Source organism: Polynucleobacter tropicus, assembly GCF_013307225.1.
GTDB classification, from domain to species: Bacteria; Pseudomonadota; Gammaproteobacteria; order Burkholderiales; family Burkholderiaceae; genus Polynucleobacter; species Polynucleobacter tropicus.
Genome location: NZ_CP028942.1, coordinates 592,151 through 615,138, shown reverse-complemented (window position 1 = coordinate 615,138; position 22,988 = coordinate 592,151). Strand labels below are relative to the sequence as shown.

27 protein-coding genes are annotated in these 22,988 nt (G+C 43.7%); 5 read left to right on the top strand and 22 right to left on the bottom strand.

Going from position 1 to position 22,988, the window contains the following annotated elements; all coding sequences use genetic code 11:
* The first annotated feature begins 105 nt into the window (after positions 1-105).
* A complete protein-coding gene (locus tag DCO17_RS03290) occupies positions 106-666 on the top strand; it encodes a YggT family protein (RefSeq protein ID WP_173955382.1) in 561 nt (186 codons plus the stop codon).
* 11 nt (positions 667-677) lie between these two features.
* On the opposite strand, the gene DCO17_RS03285 is transcribed toward DCO17_RS03290, so the two are convergent.
* The 4 genes from DCO17_RS03285 to DCO17_RS03270 are packed head-to-tail and all read right to left on the bottom strand — an operon-like array spanning position 678 to position 2,903.
* Positions 678-1,595, bottom strand: a complete 918-nt coding sequence (locus tag DCO17_RS03285) for a ParA family protein (protein WP_173955381.1) — start codon at positions 1,593-1,595, stop codon at positions 678-680.
* Between the two features lie 19 nt (positions 1,596-1,614).
* Positions 1,615-2,028, bottom strand: a complete 414-nt coding sequence (locus tag DCO17_RS03280; RefSeq protein WP_173955380.1) for a bactofilin family protein — start codon at positions 2,026-2,028, stop codon at positions 1,615-1,617.
* Positions 2,029-2,040: 12 nt separating this feature from the next.
* Positions 2,041-2,508 (bottom strand): bactofilin family protein, encoded by a 468-nt coding sequence (locus DCO17_RS03275; RefSeq protein ID WP_173955379.1) that lies wholly within the window; start codon positions 2,506-2,508, stop codon positions 2,041-2,043.
* A 56-nt stretch (positions 2,509-2,564) separates the two neighbouring features.
* Positions 2,565-2,903 (bottom strand): bactofilin family protein, encoded by a 339-nt coding sequence (locus tag DCO17_RS03270; RefSeq protein ID WP_173955378.1) that lies wholly within the window; start codon positions 2,901-2,903, stop codon positions 2,565-2,567.
* 148 nt (positions 2,904-3,051) lie between these two features.
* Here DCO17_RS03270 and DCO17_RS03265 point away from each other — a divergent pair, with 148 nt between their 5' ends.
* The gene (locus DCO17_RS03265; protein WP_173955377.1) at positions 3,052-3,471 is read left to right on the top strand and encodes a surface-adhesin E family protein; all 420 of its coding nucleotides are present in this window, start codon (positions 3,052-3,054) and stop codon (positions 3,469-3,471) included.
* Between the two features lie 496 nt (positions 3,472-3,967).
* Positions 3,968-4,903, top strand: coding sequence for a M23 family metallopeptidase (locus DCO17_RS03255; RefSeq protein WP_173955375.1), 936 nt, complete (start codon positions 3,968-3,970; stop codon positions 4,901-4,903).
* A 3-nt stretch (positions 4,904-4,906) separates the two neighbouring features.
* Here DCO17_RS03255 and DCO17_RS03250 read toward each other — a convergent pair whose 3' ends face one another.
* A complete protein-coding gene (locus DCO17_RS03250; RefSeq protein WP_217425441.1) occupies positions 4,907-6,541 on the bottom strand; it encodes an ion transporter in 1,635 nt (544 codons plus the stop codon).
* Entirely contained in the window at positions 6,538-7,098 is a 561-nt protein-coding gene (locus DCO17_RS03245; protein ID WP_173955373.1) for a hypothetical protein, read from the bottom strand. The genes DCO17_RS03250 and DCO17_RS03245 overlap by 4 nt, the downstream gene beginning before the upstream one ends.
* A gap of 97 nt (positions 7,099-7,195) precedes the next feature.
* Between DCO17_RS03245 and DCO17_RS03240 the strand changes: the two genes are divergently transcribed.
* The gene (locus DCO17_RS03240) at positions 7,196-7,393 is read left to right on the top strand and encodes a hypothetical protein (RefSeq protein ID WP_173955372.1); all 198 of its coding nucleotides are present in this window, start codon (positions 7,196-7,198) and stop codon (positions 7,391-7,393) included.
* A gap of 59 nt (positions 7,394-7,452) precedes the next feature.
* Here the strand turns inward: DCO17_RS03240 and DCO17_RS03235 are convergent, their stop codons facing one another.
* Together DCO17_RS03235 and DCO17_RS03230 are read right to left on the bottom strand one after the other, a co-directional pair.
* Positions 7,453-7,806 carry a hypothetical protein gene (locus tag DCO17_RS03235; protein ID WP_173955371.1) on the bottom strand — a complete coding sequence of 118 codons (354 nt, stop codon included), beginning with the start codon at positions 7,804-7,806 and terminating at the stop codon, positions 7,453-7,455.
* A gap of 44 nt (positions 7,807-7,850) precedes the next feature.
* A complete protein-coding gene (locus DCO17_RS03230) occupies positions 7,851-8,111 on the bottom strand; it encodes a hypothetical protein (RefSeq protein ID WP_173955370.1) in 261 nt (86 codons plus the stop codon).
* A gap of 209 nt (positions 8,112-8,320) precedes the next feature.
* On the opposite strand from DCO17_RS03230, the gene DCO17_RS03225 reads away from it, so the two are divergent.
* Complete coding sequence (locus tag DCO17_RS03225; protein ID WP_173955369.1) at positions 8,321-8,887, top strand: hypothetical protein; 567 nt, start codon at positions 8,321-8,323, stop codon at positions 8,885-8,887.
* A gap of 1 nt (position 8,888) precedes the next feature.
* On the opposite strand, the gene DCO17_RS03220 is transcribed toward DCO17_RS03225, so the two are convergent.
* From DCO17_RS03220 to DCO17_RS03155, 14 genes are read right to left on the bottom strand one after another with little or no spacing between them, the layout of a single operon-like run.
* A complete protein-coding gene (locus DCO17_RS03220; protein ID WP_173955368.1) occupies positions 8,889-11,105 on the bottom strand; it encodes a tetratricopeptide repeat protein in 2,217 nt (738 codons plus the stop codon).
* A 24-nt stretch (positions 11,106-11,129) separates the two neighbouring features.
* Positions 11,130-12,263, bottom strand: coding sequence for an EscU/YscU/HrcU family type III secretion system export apparatus switch protein (locus tag DCO17_RS03215; RefSeq protein WP_173955367.1), 1,134 nt, complete (start codon positions 12,261-12,263; stop codon positions 11,130-11,132).
* A 58-nt stretch (positions 12,264-12,321) separates the two neighbouring features.
* On the bottom strand, positions 12,322-12,915 hold the full coding sequence (locus DCO17_RS03210; protein WP_173955366.1) for a tetratricopeptide repeat protein: 594 nt from the start codon (positions 12,913-12,915) through the stop codon (positions 12,322-12,324).
* Positions 12,916-12,926: 11 nt separating this feature from the next.
* Positions 12,927-13,328 (bottom strand): hypothetical protein, encoded by a 402-nt coding sequence (locus DCO17_RS03205; RefSeq protein WP_173955365.1) that lies wholly within the window; start codon positions 13,326-13,328, stop codon positions 12,927-12,929.
* A 27-nt stretch (positions 13,329-13,355) separates the two neighbouring features.
* Positions 13,356-14,156: a hypothetical protein gene (locus DCO17_RS03200; protein ID WP_173955364.1), complete on the bottom strand. Its 801-nt coding sequence runs from the start codon at positions 14,154-14,156 to the stop codon at positions 13,356-13,358.
* 4 nt (positions 14,157-14,160) lie between these two features.
* On the bottom strand, positions 14,161-15,195 hold the full coding sequence (gene motB, locus DCO17_RS03195; protein WP_173955363.1) for a flagellar motor protein MotB: 1,035 nt from the start codon (positions 15,193-15,195) through the stop codon (positions 14,161-14,163).
* A 5-nt stretch (positions 15,196-15,200) separates the two neighbouring features.
* Entirely contained in the window at positions 15,201-16,061 is an 861-nt protein-coding gene (gene motA / locus DCO17_RS03190; RefSeq protein WP_173955362.1) for a flagellar motor stator protein MotA, read from the bottom strand.
* A 19-nt stretch (positions 16,062-16,080) separates the two neighbouring features.
* Entirely contained in the window at positions 16,081-16,947 is an 867-nt protein-coding gene (locus tag DCO17_RS03185) for a flagellin N-terminal helical domain-containing protein (protein WP_173955361.1), read from the bottom strand.
* A gap of 10 nt (positions 16,948-16,957) precedes the next feature.
* Positions 16,958-19,093, bottom strand: coding sequence for a FlgK family flagellar hook-associated protein (locus tag DCO17_RS03180; RefSeq protein WP_173955360.1), 2,136 nt, complete (start codon positions 19,091-19,093; stop codon positions 16,958-16,960).
* Between the two features lie 13 nt (positions 19,094-19,106).
* The gene (locus DCO17_RS03175; protein ID WP_173955359.1) at positions 19,107-19,550 is read right to left on the bottom strand and encodes a hypothetical protein; all 444 of its coding nucleotides are present in this window, start codon (positions 19,548-19,550) and stop codon (positions 19,107-19,109) included.
* Entirely contained in the window at positions 19,550-20,677 is a 1,128-nt protein-coding gene (locus DCO17_RS03170; protein ID WP_173955358.1) for a flagellar basal body P-ring protein FlgI, read from the bottom strand. Before DCO17_RS03170 ends, DCO17_RS03175 begins: the two co-directional genes overlap by 1 nt.
* Before the next feature lie 4 nt (positions 20,678-20,681).
* Positions 20,682-21,404, bottom strand: coding sequence for a flagellar basal body L-ring protein FlgH (locus tag DCO17_RS03165; protein WP_173955357.1), 723 nt, complete (start codon positions 21,402-21,404; stop codon positions 20,682-20,684).
* A complete protein-coding gene (gene flgG / locus DCO17_RS03160) occupies positions 21,404-22,192 on the bottom strand; it encodes a flagellar basal-body rod protein FlgG (RefSeq protein WP_173955356.1) in 789 nt (262 codons plus the stop codon). The genes DCO17_RS03165 and flgG overlap by 1 nt, the downstream gene beginning before the upstream one ends.
* A 29-nt stretch (positions 22,193-22,221) precedes the next feature.
* Positions 22,222-22,983 carry a flagellar basal body rod protein FlgF gene (locus tag DCO17_RS03155; protein ID WP_173955355.1) on the bottom strand — a complete coding sequence of 254 codons (762 nt, stop codon included), beginning with the start codon at positions 22,981-22,983 and terminating at the stop codon, positions 22,222-22,224.
* Positions 22,984-22,988: the final 5 nt, after the last annotated feature.

Here is a 22,988-nt window from a genome sequence, read left to right as displayed (position 1 = left end):
CTATCTCACAGTCAAATCATTTTCGATGGGCTCATCTGAAATGTCAATTGAGGCTTATAAGGCTTAATATGTGGCTTGATATAAAAATTAGAGTCAATCTAAAACATGTTTTTTGAACTATTTTCACTTTGTATTGAGGCCTGCACCACCGTTTTGGTGGCCGCCTGCCTTTTACGTTTTTATTTACATTATTTAAAAATCAATTTCTCGCCTACCTCAGGCAATCCTTTTGGCCACCTTCTGTACGCACTTACAAACTGGCTGATTGGCCCATTAGGAAAAATCATCCCTTATGGCGCTCGGATTGATATCAAGTCATTGGCCGCCAGCTATTTACTTGTTTTAACAAAAGTACTCTTGCTCCAAGCTCTTTCAAATGCAAAATCTCCCGATGTACAAATACTAGTTATCGCACTATTTGATCTACTTGATTTGGCGCTATCGGGTTTGATTGGCTTGCTATTGGTTTATGTAATTTTTAGTTGGATTCAAACATACTCCCCCACACAAGAGCTGTTTAGTGAAATGGTTGAGCCCCTTTTAAGACCTTTAAGAAAAATCAGCCCCAAAATTTCAGGGCTTGATTTGTCGGCGCTAATTTTGATGCTGCTCATTCAGATGAGCAAAGTCATCTTAGGGCACTTGCAAATGGCTCTACTAGCTTAGCCAAGCAATCCTTAATCCTGCTCTGTAGACTTTCGCAAAAAGCTAGGGATGAAACGCTCTCCAATTGAACGGCTAAGCGGCGCTTCCTGAGGAATATCAGGACTTGCTTTTGGTTTTACTTCAGCCATTGCAGCGCCGCCATAAAAACCAAGATTATGAGCACGTTTGCGATAGTCATCTAATACGCTGACTTTTTTCGCGATCTCACGATTGACGGACTGACCGCTAATAGACAAAGTCTTTTTGGTCTCACGACGCTCTTCAATTTTATTAACAATGTATTTACCAAAAGTGCAAAAATTATCAGCAACCGCCTTATCTGGACAAACACAAAAGAAATCTTCATACACATAACTATCTACTTGGGGCGTACGATGTATCGGTGGAGCGATATGGCAATTTGCTAAAAAATCTAAATTGGTAAACGCCCCAACTGCTGCGTAACCTGGATCGACCCTACTTGGAACCACAATCAAACTTTGTTTGCTTGCCGCCAAACGAGCCATTCTCTTTTGCACGTACTCCAATATGAAAATTTCAGTGCTAGCCATTTCAAATTTAGCGCTAGAACTAGGAATCAGAACAATATCAAAATCAGACATAAAGTCTTCTGACATCGCCGGAGTCCAAGTAAAGTCGCAGATACTGATATCCACTCCAGATGAATACTTACGAACACCAGCGCGAGCGCTAAGCAATGCCATGCCTGCGCTCTGATAATTAATCTCTACTTGACTGACTCGAATGCCAACATCTGGCGCTTTTTTAGTCCAACGTGATGAAGATGCTTGCTTATCAAAGTCAACGAGCGCGACTTGTAAGCCCTCTTGCAAAGCAAAATAGGCTGCTAAATTTGCCGAGATGGTGCTTTTGCCAACACCACCCTTTTGGTTGGTGACAAGTATCTTGATGGGTTCGTTAGATGTCATATTTTCCTATTGCGAAAATTTAACGATCCGAATGGTCGTCGAGCAATATATCCTGCTCGGTGATCTTTGATAACAACCCACTTAAGCGGGCGCCTTGCTCAATACCAATTTGGGCGTAAATAATATCGCCATGCACATCGGCGCCGCTATGCAATTCCACTCTTTCGGTAGCGCGAACGTTGCCTTCAACTCGCCCAGCTACCAACACTCTCCCCGCAGATATATTGCCTTGGACTAGGCCCGTCTTACCAAGTGCCACACAAACATCTGCGCCCTGCTTAGTTACTACATCACCAATAATGGTGCCATCAATACGCAGACTCTTAGTTGCAACAATACGGCCAGAGATCTCTAAATCCGATCCAATAATTGAACCAAACGTTTCCCTAGAGGGATCTAATACTCGAATCGCATGACTTTGTCTGATGGCCATGAGAATTCAGTATTAGTTTTTAATAAATTTTCCAGCCACCTTACCGCCGCGCTGAATATGAATGTATTTGTAACTAATATTGCCATCCACATAAGCAAGTGGACCAACATTAAGGTCTTCGCAATTGACGTCACCTTTAAGTTGACCCTTGATGACCAATTGCTCTGAATTCAGCTCGCCATCAACCTGACCACTGGAATCGATCAATACAGACTTAGCTGTAATTTTGCCGCGCACTGTACCAGCAATGTTGAGAACGCCATCCGAAGTAATGGTGCCCTCAAATGTAAAGCCTTCGCTGATGATGGACGGCTTACTTAATACACTTGATCGAGCGCTAGACTCCAACCTTGTGACTTGCTCAGAGGCGCTCGCACTCGCAACAACTTCTTCGGGCGCAACATATTCCTCGGTAGCCCCTTCATTATTGGCGCTTGATTCATTTTCCGTTGCAGGAGTATTTTTTGAAAAGATAGACATCGTTATGTATTAAGTAATTAGTAATGAAATTAATCGGTTTAATCGAGTTAAGCGAATTAAGAATGTGGATTGAGATTATGCAAATCACCATGCAGATGACCGCCCTTCTCAATTTCAATTTCAGAGTAATTAATAGAACCAGTCACCTTGCCAGTAGATCGAATGATTAAGCTGCGTGATGATGAAACATACTCATTCACTTCACCGCGAATATCAATTGACTCACCGGTGAGCTTGCCGCGCACAATGCCAGTAGCCTCGATTAAAACTTGTTTAGCAGTGAGTTCGCCCTCAACCGTTCCAGAGATTGACGCGATATCAGGTACCTCAAAGTTACCCTTGAGAACTACGCCCTCACCCACAAACAGGCAACCTTGTTGATTTACTTCAGCCATACTTAGCACTCCTTAGCGCGCAATGTCATTAATAAAGATTTAGGCAATTCTATCAGTTGATCTTTGTTTTTGGGCTTTAAAATGCATAAATTACCAATAAAACAATGTGTAAGACATGCGCCTAAAAATACTGCTATTTTTCAAAAATTTGATCCTTGTAGGCGTAACGGCAATTTTGCTCAATCCTGTTACCCCTAGTTATGCCAAATGGGTGTTTTTATCCAATGACAATGTTGGAAATGCCTACTACTATGACGATAGTAAGACGGTAAATGACCCTGGAAATGAGCAAGTAAGCACCTGGCAGCTTATCAGCTATGCCGAAACCCTGACCGCGCCCAATGGCGAACCTACCCAGTCGGTGATTCAAGACATCTCTTATTACTGCAGGGTCGGCTATGAAAGCTATAAACAGTACTATATTGGCTACTATTCTGGTCCTGAAGGTGCTGGCGTTAGCGTAGACCAAGCCGATACTTCAAGCTCAAATTGGGAAAGAGTGATTCCGGACACCATGAGCTATGTGCTTTACAAGTTTTTTTGCAAACCACCCAATATTCCAAGCTAATAGGGTAAAAAGCTCTACTGCTTCACTTCAGGCGGGGTATCCGCCCTACTGGCTTCAGTAGGCTTGGTGAAATAATTCATTGGAAAAGTGGATTCCGAGCCATATGGGCCTTTAAGCCATATTTGGTCGTTATAGCGAACATAACAGCTTCGAGTAACAGTTCCGACCGCGTTTACCGAATAAGAAAAGTACCAATTAGGCTCAACCCTCCCGGTCTCAGATGTGCAAGGCTCGGAAGTTATGTACAAAACCTCACTAAAAGAGGGCATTTGACCAATGATAGCAGCTTTTGCCGGCAAAACGAGTGCCGTCAACAAGGAGGTCAAGAGCAAAAAATGGGATTTATACATGCCCAAGGGGGTTTTTATTTTGTTCACGAGGCTATATTAAGGCTAAAATCACATGCGCGGTAAGATTCAAAGTGGCAATTATAGGCCTAATAAGGGCTCTAAACTTAGCAAATAATTTATATACATCAGGTACTTATACTCACTAAATGCAATTATTTTGGGTATCAGGCTCAACTGGAGCCATTAAGCAAATCAACATTACCAAGGAACGCCTTACGCGCGTTGCTGTAATTGTTGGCGTGTCTTTCCTATCCTTGGGAATATTAATCTTCTCTACAGGCATTCATATTGCCCTTGAGGTTAGCCCAGACTTTGCTAGAGAAGTAAGCGGTGTGGTTACGGTTAAAGAGCGCATGGCACTTGATAACAGGTACGCAAAACAACTTAAGGCAATTCAAGATCAGCTCGCAAGAGCTTCTATGCAATTTAATGAACTTAAGTCGATTAAAGATCGTTACCTTGCCATCTCAACTCCCTACACCATCAAAAATAAATTTACAGAGAGCAATAGCATCGGCGGTCCGCTCAAGCCTCTAAGCTTTAAGTTTGAACCAGCCAAAACCTTGGTCGAGAACTTCGAGGACTCTGTTTCTAAATCCACCGAAATGGCTCAAATTTTTGAGAAATCCGAACCCGAGTGGGAAAAGCAATATCAGTGGCTGAGAACATTACCGATTGGACCACCCATCGATGCACGCTTAGGTATGACAAGTAATTTTGGTGTTCGCGTAGACCCATTCACCAAGCAGTTGGCCCAGCACTCCGGTATTGACTTTGTCACACCCGCAGGCACACCTATTGTGGCAACAGGCGATGGCACTGTATTAAAGGCCGGATTTGATCCAGCCTATGGAAACTTTATTGAAATTGTTCATGGCGATGGATTCATTTCGAAATACGCTCACAACAGCAAGCTTTTCGTAAAGCCAGGCCAAACTATTACTCGCGGGCAATTAATTGCAAACTCGGGTTCTACTGGACGCTCCACTGGCCCGCACTTGCATTACGAGATACATCAAAACAATAGCTACTTAAACCCAGCCAAAATCCTAGTTTACGCACCACCCTCCGCATACTGGTAGTGCTTAGGCCCCACCCTTTTGCTTTTGTGCATTTTCTAATAAAAGTTTAAATAGCGCGCTTTGCAGTGGCGTTACGTTATTTGGATTCCCAAAATATTTTGCCAATTCATCGGCACTACTCACACTCATAATTTGCTGCAGTTTTGAGATCGCGATCTTTAGCTCCTCTGCTGCTGCCGTTGGGTGTTTAGATAAAAATGTTAAATCAAGTTCACGCGCTACTCCATGAGCACCATTAGCATCAGCATGCTCAACACCCATTTGCACCTTTGCTTTTTCAAGTAAGCGATCTAGCTCACTTTTAGACAAATGCAATCGCTTAGCTTCAGCCTCGATGAGCTCTTGCTCTTCCGCAGAAATTACACCATCCTCTAGCATGTGATAAAGCTCATTCATCATCTTTTCGCGCTCAATGCGTAACTGATCACTCAATGCGGATGACAGAATTGCAGCAGGGATAGCAAAAATACCGATGCCCAAGAGTGCGAGCACGATAGTCATCGCGCGCCCCGCAGGAGTTATTGGAGAGATATCCCCATAACCCACGCTGGCCAGCGTCACCACTGCCCAGTAAATAGACTGGGGGATATTTTCAAACTTATCGGGCTGCGCTTCGTGCTCAAATAAATACCCTAAGCAAGCCGCCAACATCACCAACAAAATCATGATGAAAGCGGATGCCTTCATGACTGGCCATTCGCGCTTGATCACCACAAATAGCGATTGCGTAGCACCAGAATAGCGGGCCAACTTGAGTAATCGCATCAATCTGAAGACTCGCAAGAAACGCAAGTCGAATAAATGGTGCAAAAGGCTCTCTAAATAAAACGGCAGGATAGCCAACAAATCAATAATGCTAGTTGGACTGGTGGCATTTTTCAGGCGCCCCATTAACCAAGATTTATATCTTGGATCCTCAGGGCAGCTGTATATGCGCATTAAATACTCGGTTGAAAATACAGCTACCGCCATGATGTCGAGAATCACAAATTCAGAATGCAAATAGTAATTAACGCTTTGCACCGACTCCAAAATGACGCACAACACAGAAATAATGACCCAGACCACAATCATGAAATCAAACAAGTGATGAAGTTCCCCGCTCGTTGGAGTTTCATTCACTAAAGCATAAATTTTGTAGCGAAATGACTTGTTTTTATTCTGCTCTAAGAAATCTTGTACGGCTGGCGCAACGGCTCTAAATAACTTAAATAACCGTAGCAGTCGCAGCGCTCTCAAAACGCGCAGATCAGCATCGAAGAAGGCGCCAAGGTAGAACGGCAATATTGATATCAAGTCAATTAAAGCAAAGGGGCTTTTGAAAAAGGCAAAGCGGGGAACTTTTGCTGAATGAAAAGCTGGATCTTCAGGTGCAACGTAAAGGCGCAGTGCATACTCTACCGTAAAGACGCCTAAAGAGAAAACATCAAAAAGATGAAACAGGTGTTGACGGGAATCGTAAATGACCGGTATGTGCTCAAGCACTAAGCCAGCCATATTGAGCACAATCATGTAAGTGATGAAATGCTCAAACTGATTATGAAAATTATTTTTTAAGCGGGCATTAAACAGAAGGTCATATACCCTCTTACGCAAACGTAAATTCAGACTGGAGGTTAAGGGGGTCTTCATATTCATAATTTGAACTCCCCAATTTTGACCAAGTAGTAACCAGTATCACAAACGCTTAAACGAATATTCATGCCGCTTACTAACTTTTCATGCGGCTCCATGGGGCCAACCGCTGGAGGTCCAACTGGGTTCATCGTCATTTTTTCAAATATGAATGCACCACTCGTTCCAAGCTCATGCTTGTCGCATTTATTTGCATAAGGGGCATCTTCCGGCATTAGCAAATTCGTATATTCATGAAAAGGACCGTCAGCAGCGAATAAGGAGCCAATGCAATCTTTCCAAGTATTTGGTTTAGTGCCCTCAGGGCTAGCCACACCCTCTTGTGCAGGTACGCAAGAGTTTTGCGCTACAGGTTCATTTTCTTGGAGTTTTTGATTAAAACCATCAAACCAAGCAATGATCTGCTCGCCATTAGTCTGAGAATAAGCAATCTTCAGCGCTTTTTGATGATCACCAACACCCAGGTAAGCAACCAAAAGCAAATTTGCAAATAACACCCATAGGAATAAAAAATCGGAATATCGCATTCCCTGAAATATTCCATAGCTTTGTTTACTCAAAACTGCCTCCCCAAACCACGCATATCTTAGCTATCGCGCTACTTTTAATTGCTGTATATTTAATTGAAATACTTTGCAACATTTTTTGGAATTACTCATGTTTATTCAAACAGTTATTCAAACCCTTCTGAGAAAAAGAAAAAAGGCTGAAAGTACCCCTAAACCTAGTACCCCTACTGCTGAAAACGAATTATCCCCAATGGCTCAGAGGATAATGCAAAAGCTTGCTGAGCACGAAAAAAATGCTGCTCATGGCTCAAAAAAAGAGGGCGCCATGGAAGATAAGGATGCTTAATACACTAAAGAGGGCTTAAAGAAGCTCCGAATGAAGATTTGCACCTTAAAGTCAGGTTTTTAGTCTATCTTGATCTTTTTAAATTTACCTAGCAGCGCCAAGCTGGCTAAAATTTTGTTAGCCATAGAGGCAGTCAAATTCCCCTTAGCCAATCCATAAAGCACTTGATCCGCCCTTTCATTCTCAGGCGCACCTAGTAAAACCTTAAAAACATCCCCTTCGCCCATGCTCGGATTAAATTGCAAGGAGGTTAGATTGATGTTCACGCTGCCGCCCTTGATGCCAAAGCGTATCTGAGAAATTTCAATGAGTTCTCTTTCTTGCTTTTCTTGGAGTTGCACCAAACTTGGCGTTGAATCATCAGCAGGACTAGGCTGTGGCTTTTTATATTTTGTGTAGACCAGATCATCCATACCGACTCCTTTTCAACGCATGGGCATCTGCGTGTGTTTTTAGCCTATAGCAACTTCGTAATTCTTTGGTAGGCGCTAATACGCCTATCAGCACTCATCGGAATCGTATCCAGCGGATTAGGGCTGCTTACTTTTACGTCAAGATTAACAGAGGGACCTGCTTGGGCAATCTTTAAGTTTTGAGGGGCTGGATGAGACCTGCTAACGGCCGCCTTCGGGATCGTCGTTTGGCGCTCATGAATCGTGCCCCCACTCTTTTGGGAGGAGGCATTTAAATACTGAGCCTGTAGATTTAATTTATCCAATGGACATCACGGAGTAAGGTTAATTAATAACTATATTAACAAAAAATCCTTCTAGTTAAGGGCAAAAATGAGGCTTTAAAGCCCATTTAGATATTGAGCGGATTATTAGATCTGTGGGTTATGATTATCGGGATATAAAGACGTTTGCGTGCACTTAACCCGACCCTGACGGAACCCTATTTAACCAAGCCAACCCAGTCGAGAATGCCATGACAATTAATAAGCCCTGGATTTACCTCATTTTTGCAGCTGGTTTAACACTCTCCCTTGTCGCCTGCGGCAACAAAGAGGAGCAGGCAAAAGCAGAGATTTGGCTACCAGATACCAAGGTAGTCAAAATGCCCATGGATGACTACGCCGGCATTCCATTTAATACTACTCGTGAAGAAGCTAAAGAAAAATTTAATTGCACGGCATATGAGCTGTCATTTAGCTGCAAGGTGAAAGTAGATGATAAGGAAGAAGCAATTTGGCTCATTTATAACGAAGCCGGACGTCTTGTTTTGATGAAAAAAGAATTGGGCTACTACAACAAGCAAATTGCCGATACGATTATCGAACGCTTCACCATTAAATATGGCCTTGACTACACCCCGTCTGAAGGCCAAGAAAGCGCATTTGCTGCGGGCATTCGCAAATCAAAGACCTATGTATTCGGCGGTGGGCAAGTTGCCTTTCAGATTGGACGCAGCTTAAATAATCGGAATGAATTGATGCTAGTTTATTTTTTTCCGGAAGATGTCGGCACAACCTTTGCCAAGAGCGTCATGAATTAAGTTATCTCACATCTTCAAAACTAAAGGTTTCTGGAGGCAAGCCCGACAAATGACGGCGATACATCTCGAGATATAAAACTTCAAGATTATTTACGTAAGATCGCGTATCGAACAATGGCTTTGTTTTAATGTTTTCAACCAACCTTACTCGGATACTATTTAGATTCTCTTGCGATAAATAAAGATCTATTGCTTTCGTTACATACTCATCAAGGGAGTTCGCAATAAGCTCCTTGAGATCCAAACACGTTAATAAACTTGTGGCCACTCGACCCGCAAAAGCTTTTCCGCAATAGGTCAAAACTGGAATGCCCATCTTAAATGCATCAAGCGCAGTTGTGTGAGCATTATATGGATGGGTATCGAGGAATACATCAGCAAGCCGGTATCGAGCGAGGTGATCAGCCATTGACTCAAGTCTTTTGGCAAAAAATATCCTATCTGAGTCAATTCCAAGCTTAGAAAGCTCTAGCAAGATATTGTTTCTAAATTCTGAATTATTTTCAGTCAGCCAAAGAATGCTATTTGGGCAATTCGCCAAAATATTTGCCCACGCCTTTAGAATCTCAGGGTTAAATTTATAACCGTTATTAAAGCAACAAAAAACAAACTTATTCTCTGGCAAACCAAAATCCGATCGAGAGTAATTAACATCGGACGGCAAACGTCTCGAATCATCGACCATATAGCTATTTGGCATGAAGGCAATTTTTTCAGAGAAAAATGCATGGCTTTCGGGCGGGATTACTACATGATCTGCAATGATGTAGTCCATAAACTGGGCTCCACTCGTTCCAGCATAGCCAAAATAATTAATTTGAATCGGGGCAGCTCTATATGCAAAAATTCCTAGGCGACTGTCTTGAGTATGGCCGCCCAAGTCAATTGCAATATCAATCTCTAACTCACGAGCTATCTTTGCAACCATTTCATCAGACTTATCCTCAACATCCAAGAAATAATCAAAAACATTTAGAAGCTTTTGGTAGACCAAATCCTCTGATGATGGTTTCTTTAGGCAAAAAGCAACAACCTCAAACAAATCTCGGTTATGCCTCTCAAAAACTTCTGCCAATAACAAACTTACTGGATGACTCCCAAAGTCGGCGGAGAAGTAAGCGATTCTAATCTTTTGATGCAAGGACTTGCTGATTGGCTCTTGCTTAATTTTTATCACATCATCTGTCACATATTTAGATGTGAGCTCATACTGCAACTCAGAGTCATTAAGAAATGCTAAGTTAAGAAATGGATTTAATGATCTGCCATCCTTATTTGCAATTGAGCTAATTTTGGGTACATAAGCATCAAAATCAGTCCAACTAGCAATTTTTAGCTGATCGTAAATCATCGCAGAGAATGCGCTACAAAAATGGTCAGAGACATCCAGCTCTAGAACCCGAGAGAAGCAAGCAATTGACTCCACATAGCGTGAAAGCCTACTTAATGCCAACCCCTTCCCAAACCACGCACCAGCGCACTCTGAATCTATATCTATCGCACGAGAATAGCTCTCTAGAGCTAATTCAAATTGATGTTTTGATCTATACAAGTCGCCCTGAGAAGAAAAACCAGCGGGAGATAATCTAAACTGTAAGGCACGGTCTATATTAAAAAAACTTTTCCCAAAATCCCTCGTTGCTCGCTGAGCCTGAGCAATACCCAGCAATGCATTCTCATGATCTGGTTGATATGACAAAGCTAACTCGTACACCTGTATTGCCTCATCGTAACGTCTAAGCTCGCCTAACGTATTCGCCTTATTAATGACTGCATCAATGTATTGAGGTTTTAGTTTCAGAGCCTGATCATATCCCTCCAATGCTTCATCATATTTTTTGAGTGCACTGTATAAGTTCGATCTATTAAAAATAGCTTCATCATAATCAGGCTTGAGCGTAATCGCTTGGTTATAACTATTTAGAGCCTCATCTAATCTATTAAGATTTTTTAAGCATATCCCTTGGTTATTGAAACAAATGGGATTCTTTGAATTTAACTTGATAGCGTTTGAAAGTAGCTCTAAAGCAGCTGAATAATCTTTTTGCTGTAAAAGTAATGTGCCATACAGATTTAGAGCATCGAAGTTGTTTTTGCTGGTGTGAAGGGCTTTTTTATACAACTTAGCAGCATTTTCAAAATCATTATTACGATGAAATACCAGCGCTTGGCTTAATAACTGCTGCAATTGATCCATCTCAAATGATTTTTTTGTCATATTAATTAATACTTCTAACAGTTTTTATATTAAAGCTTTACCGGGCTTGAGCTGAGTAGCCTCAAAACTGATTTCAGGTATCTCGCCCTCTATCCCGCCCGATTCTTTTACCTCATATGCCCATGCCAATATTTTGGCAACTGCCTCAAAGAGCGACATTGGAATTGCCTCACCAATCTCAAGCTGACTATATAAGTAACGAGCTAGCGGGGGTATTTGAGCAACTGGCACATCATGCTCTCTAGCTACCTCTTGAATGCGTAGGGCAACCAAATCCATTCCCTTGGCAATCACAATTGGCGCCACCATTTTTTCCATGTCATAACGCAATGCGACAGAATAGTGTTCTGGGTTGGCTAAGACCACATCGGCACGCTCAATTGCAGCCATCATTCGTGATGAAGCGATTTGACGCTGTCGTTGACGTAGACGCTGCTTGATCTCAGGTGAGCCCTCGGATTCCTTCATCTCCTGCTTCATCTCCTCTGGACTCATTCGAATTTGCTTGCGAAAGTTGAACCATTGCAACCAGCCGTCACCAACAGCAATCAATAGTAATGGGGCCATCAACAATAAAAATCCATTTAAGATGAAATAAGAGGTGTGTAAAAGCGCAGCATCAAAATCTTGACTCACAATGGATCGTATGTAGACGAATAACCCTGATAAATAGGCCATCCCTATACCCAATACTAGGGTAGTTTTCAAAATGTTTTTGATGAGCTCTGTTAATGCATTTAACGAGACCATTCTTCCAAGGCCGGAAATAAAATCTAAGCGCCCCATGTCGAACTTAGGCGCAAAGTAAGCGCGAAAATTGACCAGAGATAAAGGAGCAAAGACCGCTACTAGCCAAATAGGCAAGAAAATTAAACTCAGTAAGAGCAAGACAACCAGGAATGCGCCACCCAGCCACTCACGAATATGATCCAAAAGCTCTACTGGCCTAGAAAATACAAAACTAGACTTAGTCATCAAGACCAACTGCTGCAAGAGCAATGGACCAGCGGCAATCAAAAAGATAATGAAAACCGTCAATAGCGCAAAGGTGGCTATATCCCTAGATTGCGGAAGCTGGCCTTGTTCACGGGCACGTAGTATTCGCCGTTCACTCGGCTCTAGTTCCCGTTCTTGAGCGTTATCTCCGCCTTCAGCCAATTCTTACCTCTTCAAGAATACGTTTCCAGTAGAGGATAAACGATTTGAAACTGGATGCCTAAGGTAGAGCCTTCTTGAGCTTGGAAATCATTACGTCGGCTTTATCTAGCTCTGCTGGGCTTAATTTTGCCTTTAATTGCTTAGCCTCGGAAGCAGCCATTGGATTGCCAGAATTATGTGATAACACCATCCAGACATAAGCCTGTACTAGATCAACTGGAGTCTGATTGCCATCCTCATACAGATGTGCCAAGTTGTACTGACCAGCAGCACTGCCAGCCATTGCCGCCTTCTGAAACCACATAAATGCCATCTGCTCAGAGTTTTCAAGAGAGGGGCTTTTTTGATAACGGACAGCCAACTCCAACATAGCCTGCACATTGCCACCATTGGCAGCTCGATTCATCCAAACCCAGCCCTTTTCAAGATTTTTATTTGTGCCAATGCCCTGTAAATACATTTGCGATAGGTCATATTGCGCCTGACTGTCACCAGCATTAGATAACTGCTCGAAGATATGTAAGGCCTTTGTATATTCACCGGCCTCATAGGCCGATCTAGCCTTACGATAATCAGAGCAAGCAATCAGCAAACAGGCCAGCAAGAAAACAAACGGCACCCGTATAACGGAGTGCCAATTGATCAATCGCATAAAACGCTTAATTATTTTTTAGCTGGAGCTTGCTTGTCTTTACCCGCAGCAGGCTTGGCGTCTTCCAAGTCCTCCTCATCTTCGGCAGGCGCATCGGCAGCCTTCAAGTTGAGAGCAGGAGCTGGTGGCTCAACGCGATAGCTCGCCCCAAGATCGCCGCCGATCATTCTGGCATAGGCGCCAAAGTAACGGCGACTAAGATCGGGGTAATAAGGCGAGGTTGCTAAATAGCCTTTGCTACGAATGCATGCGGCATTATTCATTGCACCCTCACAACTAGCGATCGCAGAAAGTCTACCCACCTCAAATTGCTCACCCAAGATAAAGCAAAAAATGAGCAATACCAGAGGCAGAATGAACCAGAGCAGGACTTTTTTAAGAAGACCAACTATACGTTCTAATTTTTCATTCATGCTATGCAATCTCCAAAGTATTCAGTATTAATGCTGTTGCGTTTTTTTACTTGCAGGTTTTTGCACTAGATCGCTAGGCAACTTTCTCCAAGAGGCAATCGGCTCCTCATTATGCAGTTTTGCATAAACCTCGACAATGCGAGAATCTGCCGGATTAGCGTTTTCTTTCATGGCGTTATACATTTTTGCGCCTTCAATCTTATTACCCTGATTGATAAATTCAATAGCTGCCGTGTAGTAATAATTAGTGGCTTTATCTTTACGTGGTGCACCCAAAATCGTTGAGCTGTAAACATTGCCTAAATACTGGCAAGCGTATGGATTCTTTTCTTTGGCTGGAACCGCTAAATATTTCTCAGCCAACAAAAACTGTTGTTTAGCATAGCGACGATACACAGTAGCTGTCAAAATAAAATCGGGATGAGTAATGATCTCCGCTTGAGAGTCGTAATAAACACCACGCTCATAAGCAATCAAGCCACGATAGTAATTTGCCTGAATATCACCTTCAGCGGACAACTCATCGAGCTTTTGCAAAATTCGCAATGCCTCTTTGCTATAACGCAGAACTTCATCCTCAGGCTCAATACAACTGGGGCTACGAACACAAGCAATTGCAGTAATCGCCTTATCAGTCGCCTTCTTGTAGCGCCTGTACAATTTTTTTGCCTCTGATGCAGGACCTACAAATGGATCGCCATTATTAGATGAACTAGCTTTAGCCTCGCTATGAGCAGTCTCTACTGGAGAATGGGCATCATTAGCAAAACTCGTCTTGCAAATTAAAGCGATCATCAGGAATAAGCCAAACCTTGAGATTGTGGACAAGGCGTTACCTCGCTGGCTTATCCGCAGGCGGGCTTAATTTCGAAGGTATATCCATAACCGGTGCTTTTGGCGCATTATCTTTCGATAGGAATTGTGCTGGGGCACGCAAATTAGGCGGGATTTCTTGCGCGCCCTTCTCAATAGTCTCCGGCACTTTTTCTATTGGGCGTACAACCGACTTCTTCTCTTCCTGCTTAGGCTTCTTATTGAGCAAAGTAATCGAGATACGGCGATTCAATGGGTCATTCAAATCCTCAGGATTGAGGGGAACAGTGTTTGCAAAGCCAATGACCTGAACAATTAAAGCGGGATCAAGACCGCCCGCAATCAACTCACGACGTGCTACGTTTGCACGATCCGTAGAAAGTTCCCAGTTCGTATAGCCAGTCTCGCCATTACCAAACTTGGCACCATCTGAATGCCCTTCAATGCGGACAGGACCTGGAGACATCTGAATGGATTTACCAATGATTCGCAACAATCTTCGCGCTGACACACTAGGAACTGTGCCGCCACTGCTAAAGAGTGGTTTACCCTTTTCGTCAACAACCTGAATACGCAAGCCCTCAGCGTTGATATCCATAAAGACTTGGCCCTTGGCATTCTTGAGCTCAGCATCAGCCTCAATCTTCTTCTGAATATCCTCTTTGACTTGCTCATTCTTCGTTTTATCTTTGCGAGCATTCTCAACGTCGGTTACCGATGAGTCACTTATGCGACGCTGCTCAGTATCGGCATCGGCACGCGATTCTTCACCAACGGTTCGAGAGATATTGTCGCCACCACCCTTGATAATGCGGGTGGCATCGCCGGAGCCCTGTCCACCAGACAAGGAAACACGCAAAGGATTTTGAAAGTAAGCGGAAATACCAGCCAAGTCACCCGCCGTTGTAGATCCCAGAACCCACATCAATAGGAAGAAGGCCATCATGGCGGTTACGAAGTCTGCGTAAGCGATCTTCCAGGCGCCACCGTGATGTCCATGGCCGCCCTTCTTAACGCGCTTAATGACAATAATTGGCGCGTCGTTCTTAGCCATACTGCTTATTTCCCTTTAACGGCTTTGGTACCCTCATCAAGCTCAGCAAATGTTGGACGTTGATAGCTAAAGAGCACTTTGCGACCAAACTCAACTGCTGCTGCAGGAGGGAAATTATTTAAGCTTGCAATCAAAATTGCTTTAACTGCCATGTAAGCGCGGCTATCAGCTTCTGCGTTTTGCTCCAATACTTTCGCCACTGGAGAAACAATCGCATAAGCAAGCAAAATACCCAAGAAGGTACCTACGAGCGCCGCACCAATCAGCTTACCCAGTTCAGCAGGTGGCAAGCCAATGGATCCCATGGTGTGAACCACGCCCATAACCGCCGCCACAATACCGAAAGCCGGCAAACCATCACCGACGTTAGTGACGGAGGCTACTGGGATGTGAGTTTCTTGGTGATGAACATCCAACTCTTGCTCCATCAAGCTTTCGATCTGAATCACATCTAAAGATCCGCCGAGCATCATACGCAAATAATCAGTAATGAAATCGACCAAGTGATGGTCTTTCATGATTAGAGGGTACTTTTCAAATAGCGGACTAGCTTCTGGCTCCTCAATGTCACCTTCTAATGACATCAAGCCATCGCGCTTGATCTTTTGCAAAATTTCAAACATCAGACAAAGCAGATCCAAGTGCATCTGCTTAATATTGCTTTTTGATTTAAACGCGCCACCCAAAGCAGAGATTGTCTTCTTTAGGTTAATCATGCTGTTTGAAGCAATCATCGTTCCAACAGCAGCACCCACAATAGTCAGAACCTCAGTTGGCTGCCATAAAACCATAATGTGGCCACCATGCAAGGCATAGCCTCCCAGGGCACAAGCAAGCGCAATAATCCACCCTAAAGGAATATTCATACTTCGATCAACTCAGTTTTTATAGTTTTGAAAATAAGTTACTTTGCTGCAGTCTAGCAAACATTGCTTGGGCTGCATTAAGTAAGGTCTGAGCTCTAGTATAAGACGCTGTGGCTGCCGCCATGTCGGTATCCAATAAGGCGGACTGGGAGGCGGCCATTTGGGTGCCAAAAGCCGTCATGGCATTCTTGGCATTATCCACCTGCAAAGCCACCCCACCGCTGCGCTGCTCAGCCATGGTCATCTGATCAAAACTGGCATTTAGACCATCTGAAACCACATTTTGGGCGCGTGTAGGCTGTATTCCAGAAGCCATTTCGCCTAGATAAGTGACGAAATTATCGATATTTTGATAAAGGGAGGCATTCTCAGGGTGAGCCAAGGAGCCGCCAGACCCAAAAACATCATCAAATTTCACACCTGATGCCACCATCACGTTTGGCTCAATTTGCACCTGATTGACAGTTTCATTAAAAATTGGGTTTCCAGTTGCATCACGAGCAACCATCTGATCCTTCATAGCGTCGCGAATTTGCTCAGCCTGGACTTGGAGTGCTTTGTAATTGCTTGGATTTAAAGATCCGTCTCTTGACTGCACAAACAATTGCTTTAGCTTATTCATCTCATTGATAAGACTATCCATCTGAGTCTGTGCATTAGCATGGCTGCTGGCAACAAAATTCTGATTTGCCTTGAACATATCTAGACGAGAAATATCAAAATCTAGGCGTACACCCCTAGAAACCGCATAGGCATTATCAGAAGCAGTGCTGTATTGCTTACCCGATGTGACTTTCTTGTTCCATGACATTGCATCGGCCAAAGCGTTATCCATGCCCTGCACGCCTGCATCGACAACCTGATTTGAACTAAATCGCACACTCATCATTTACTCCCTAGTTCATGATCGACAAAAGAGTGCTAAACATCTGATTGCCTGCCTGCAATACTTTGGTTGATGCAGTGTAAAGCTGTTGGTATTTCAGAAGATTAGCAGCCTCTTCATCCAAATTCACCCCAGACACTGAATCGCGCTGCGCCTTTAAATTAGTCAGCACTACGTTATTTGCTTTTTGATTACTTTTCCAGGTTGCTACTTTGACGCCAACTTCATTCACCAGATTAGATACCGATGTTCCAAAGACCGCACTTAATTTTTGAACTATATTAGCTTTATCAGAACTTATTAGCGGCGTGTTGCCGTTAAAGTAACTTGCAAAATTACTTGGTGCAAGAGACACGAAGTTTGCAGCATTCAAGCCATAATTTACCAGCGGGTTGGCTATTCCACTCACCTTGATTTTTTGACCGTCAAGGGTCGTTGCGATAGCGGATTTAGAATCATCCGCCTTCTCAATCGTGATTGCTTGACTGTTTAAGTACCCTGCAATTGTTGCTGCATCTTTAACGGGCGTACCTGTATCAGAAACCGAAAACAATATCCCCATTTGATCAAAATTCAATGTTTGACCCGAGGCCACCCCATCACCAACGGTGATAGTCTGGCTACCGCCGTTGCTACTTGCTAAAGTTAATTGATTACCGCTACTACTGAATGTATAAATTCCAGATTGCACATTATTTTGAACAACCATATTGGAAATATTTTGATTTGCCGTTCCACCAACAGGCAATGTTGAACCTGATTTAATAACACTCGAGGAGCTAACGGCACCTAATGCCGGACTGATATTTGCCAATTGAATTGTGATACCAAATTGATTAAAGTCAATTGTCTGAAGTCCACCGGAAATGCTGTCAATAACTGAAACAGTTTGCATCTTTCCCAGCCTATCAGAAATCTGCAACTGATCCGATCCCACCTTAGTTAAGGTATATTCACCAGCCAAAGTTGTGGGTCCAGCTGTTAATGAACTCACCTTTGAATAATTGCCTACGGTACTGCCTACCTTAATACCGCTATCGGAAGAAATGGCGTTACCTAAGCTACTGTATAAATCCAAAAGGTCATTTTCATTTGCGATCGTCGGCAAGTTACCTGTCAAATCATTTGTCGCAAGACTAGAATAAGTTTTATCGGAAACCTTAAATCCAAAAATAGCCAAATTCGTTGCCAACCCTGGATTCGTTTGAGCTGCGCTATTGGCAACCTTAACCAAGCCCATTGCTATAGTATCTAAGCGTTTTTGTACGCCTGGTACAAAATTATTTGTTAACTCTAAAAGAGCGCCTGCCTGCCCGCCATCCAAACTTTGCACTGTCTGCAATACACCCTTGTTAGGACCATTTTGCAAATTAAATGTAAGCGCAACATGCTGCTGATCTGCATTAACAGTTACCTTATTCGCGATTGCCCTCTCAACCAAAGGCATTCCAGCAACTAATTGAGTTGCCGTGCCATCAGAGTTAATCAAGCTTTGGCCACCAACTAACTGTTGTAGCTGTGAGAGCAAACGATCTCGCTCATCCAATAAATCTGCTGATGGAGATGTATTTCCTGGGCTATTACCATCAACAATTTTTTGATTAATATCAGCCAATGCTGGCAATAAAGTATTTACTTGAGAAACAGTATCGTTAAGCGCACTGCGAGCATCGCTTTGAATTTGACTAACGAGACTACTCATACCTGTCATGCGCTGAGCAACAGCGTTAGCAGTGCCGGTAATCGCACCAGCCATTGCCTTGTTCGTTGGATCCGCGGCATAACTACCCATGGCATTGAAAAAATCGCTAATGGCTGTATTTAAGCCTGCCGACTTATCTGCAACAAGGCTGTCGACGGAATTGGTGTACTGAACCAGTGTATCTGAATAACTTGATTTAGCTTGCTGACTTAATAACTGTGAGCCTATCAAAGAAGAGTATTGACGAGTAAATCCCTCGACTGCAAAACTAGTACCATTGAGCATTAAAGAGTTTGGCGCCAATGCATCCATTACGGTACTTGCACTACGACGAGAATAGCCCTCAACTGAAGTGCCCGCCACGTTTTGTGAAGTCGTCAAAATCCCAGCTTGAGCGATATTCAAGCCGGAAATTGCTGATTCAGTGATGGAGTAGATACCCATTTCGCTTCCTTACCTATTTGGCGGTGCCTAAGAACCCATCAGGCCTTTTTAGGGCATTTAGGGTTTCTGGGGACGCCGCACCTTCTCTTGGTGCATTCAATGGTTTAACGGCAATTTCAGAGGTTCCGATTAGTTTTCCAGCATTTGCTTGCTGTATCAACTGCTCGGCCATTTTGCTTGCAAAACCCATGCCGTTACCTTTGGAAAGCATATCCGCCACATGGTCATCCATAATTTCTAGATATGATTTTGAGGAATCACTAGATTCATCGGTTCCGCGCAAGTTGGTGCTACGAACAGTACTCAACATTTGCCGAATGAGTGTGCGCTCAAATCCCTGGGCAGCCTTTTTTAACTTATCCTCACTACTTGTTGCTGGCGCATCAACCTTTGTTGGCATCAGCAGTCTTGCGCTATTTTGGTCAATTGGCGCTGAGATTGAATTGATAACAGTCACTAGATCACCTCCAACTCTGCCCTTAGGGCGCCGGCGGACTTTAAGGACTGTAATATTGAAATTAAGTCTTGCGGCGTTGCGCCCATCATATTTAATGCCTTTACCACTTGATCCAATGATGCGCCCTGCGGCACCGCAATCAAGCTGTTTTCTTTACCACTATCACTAAGTGTTGCTGTATCTTGGGTGGCAACCGCTGTCTGTCCACGACTAAATGGCAATGGCTGACTAATCGTAGGGGTTTGCTGAACCTTAACTGTTAAATTCCCATGGGCTACCGCTGATGGAGACAGCCTAACTGCCTGATTCATAACCACCGACCCAGTTCTAGAATTCAAAATTACGCGAGCTGGTCCACTGACCATTTGAACATCAAGATCTTGTAGGGCCGCCATGAATGCAGTACGTCTCAGTGGTTCAACAGGAACTCTTACATTGAGCGTTCTGGCATCTATTGGCAGAGCTGTGCCCAAGCCAAATCTTCTTCCAATTGCTTCGGCAGTTTGTTGCATTAAGGCAAAGTCAGCTCGATGAAGATCAAGCTGCACAAACTCATCAGCCAATAGAGATGGAACTGCTTTTTCAATCAAGCCACCACCAGGAATGCGGCCCGCATTTAAATGATTTACAGAAGTTGCTGCGCCGCCGGTAGCCGCTCTAGCACCACCGATAACAAGATTACCTTGTCCTTGTGCGTAAACCTGTCCATCAGCAGCTTTCAGCGGCGTCATCACTAATGTGCCGCCTTTTAGACTTGTGGCATTACCCAAAGAGGAGACGGTAATATCAATTTGCTGACCTGGTCGTGCTAGCGCTGGAAATTCAGCAGTAACCATAACCGCAGCGGTATTACGCAACTGCGTTTGACCACCGCCCTGAGGGATAGTTACCCCTAAAACGCCAATCATCTGCAATACGCTTTGCAGAGTAAATGGGGTTTGTGTGGTTTGGTCACCGGTTCCATCCAAGCCAACCACCAACCCATAACCTACTAACTGATTTGAGCGTTGACCTGCTACATCTGCAAAATCCTTGATCCGATCTGCAAAACAATTGCCCGAGAAAATGCTAAAGCTTACCAGTAGAAGTAAGCCTTTTTTTAGCGAGGAAATTGATCTATTTTTCATCAAATTAGAATGGGGCAATCTTCAGGAAAAGTCTTGTTAGCCAACCCGTACCCTGAGTATCGTCAGTTGCACCTCTACCGCGATACTCAATTCGTGCATCAGCAACCTGCTGGGAAGATACTTGATTAAAGACCAAGGTATTTGGGTTTACTACGCCACCAAAGCGAATAATCTCTTCTTCATTACTGACGGCAACCTGCTTCTCGCCCGCAACCACTAAGTTACCGTTAGAGAGAACCTCAACAACAGTTACCGTAATCGTTCCAGCAAAGGTATTGCTAGCAGCACTTGCGCCAGTACCCTCACTCTTAATGTCGCCCGTACCACCAAAGTTTGCGATATTAGCAATGCTGGTGTATGGACCAAATGCCATTGGGCCTGTATTAGAGAAATCTGAAGCGGCGTTTGCCTTTCTTGCTGCTGACATACCGGTATTCTTGGCAGCGCTAGTGGTTTCATTCAAAACAACAGTCAATGTATCACCCACATTACGTGCACGACGATCCTCGAATAACGGGCGATGAGTTACGGCATTCACATATGGGCCACCAGAATTTGCTGGGTATAAGCTACCCATATTCGCAGAGGTCTCTTGAATTGGACGAGGCCTTGCTGTTACCGGTGTTGTTAACAATGTTGGGCGATCCGCACTTGCGCAGCCCCAGAGAACAATCACGCTAAATGCTAGCGCGATATGTAATCGAAAGTTCTTAATGAAACTACTCATCACTGACCCATGTTGCTTACACGTTGCAAAATTTGGTCAGATGCCGTTACTGCACGAGTATTAATTTCATAAGCACGCTGTGCAGCAATTAGATTGACCAATTCTTCAGCCACGTTGACGTTAGATTGCTCGATGTAATACTGATTCGTCGTGCCCATGCCGTTTGTTCCAGCTATGTTATTTTGAGCAGTTCCAGACGCAGGAGTTGGAATAAAGTTTCCACCACCAAGAGCGAACAAACCAGCCGGATTAACAAAGTTAGCCATCGTAATTTGACCAGCTTGAATGGCAGTTTGATTGCCCTGCAAGGTGTACTGCACAAGGCCAGCCTGATTAATTGTGATAGAAGTTGCATTCGCAGGAATCACACCCGCCCCTGCAACTACGTTACCGGATTGGGTAACAATCTGACCTGTAGCACTCTTACTAAACTGACCATTTCTTGTATAGGCCAATGTTCCATCGGCTAATTGAATTTGGAAAAATCCATTCCCTTGAATCGCCACATCAAGCTGATTGCCAGTTTGAATCAATGTTCCCTGAATATTATTGCGCTCTGTTGAAGTAACCGCGGCACCTGCACCAATCTGCAATCCAGTTGGTAACAAATTTTGCGCATTTGATGCCGAGCCAGCTGTACGCAGTGTGGTGTACAACAAATCCTGAAACATTGGCTGGACACGTTTAAACGCTGTCGTCTGAGAGTTCGCAAGGTTATTAGTAATAACATCAAGATTGAACTGCTCTGCATCCATTCCGGTTTTGGCGATCCATAACGAACGTAACATATTTTTCTCTTTTTCTTATTTATGAATTATTAGACGCGCGATAAAGATAACAAAGTTGTTGCAGATCTGGCATTCTGATCTGCATAAGTAATTGATCTAGTGTTTAAATCAAACATACGACTCTGATCAATCATCTGAACCATGGCCAATGCGGGATTATTGTTACTCAACTCAAATGCACCTTGCACTACCCTTACCCCAGGATCTGCGGCAGCCTGTTCGCCTGGAATATCAAATAATCCATCTGCAGCACGAACCAAGCTATTAGTATTCGGATTTACTAGCTTTAGCTTGCCTGCTTGATTCAAATACTGATTTCCTGGAATCTGTGTATATACGGAACCATCCTCGGCGATCTGAACTGATGCCCCGACTGGAATGGTGATCGTTCCACCTGCACCCACTACTGGAATATCTTTTCCTAGCATAAGTAAGCCCTGTTCATTTGTCATAAACTTGCCGGCTCGTGTATATGCTTCCTGACCGTCTGGGCGACGTACTGTAAACATTCCATCACCCTTAATCGCTACATCCAAAGAGTTTCCAGTCGTTTGGATTTGACCTTGATTAAAATTGCTACCAGGCGTTGTATCGGCAACAAATACACGCGTATCTGCGCCGTTACCTGTAAATGGTTCTCCATCGCCCTTAAGAGGCACCGCCCGAAATGCACTAATCACCTCACGAAAACCTGGCGTTAGAGAATTTGCCAAGTTATTCGATGTCACGGCCAACTGCTGCGTAGCAGAAGTTGCACCGGTCATTGAAGTGTATGCGTAGCGGTTAATCATAGTAG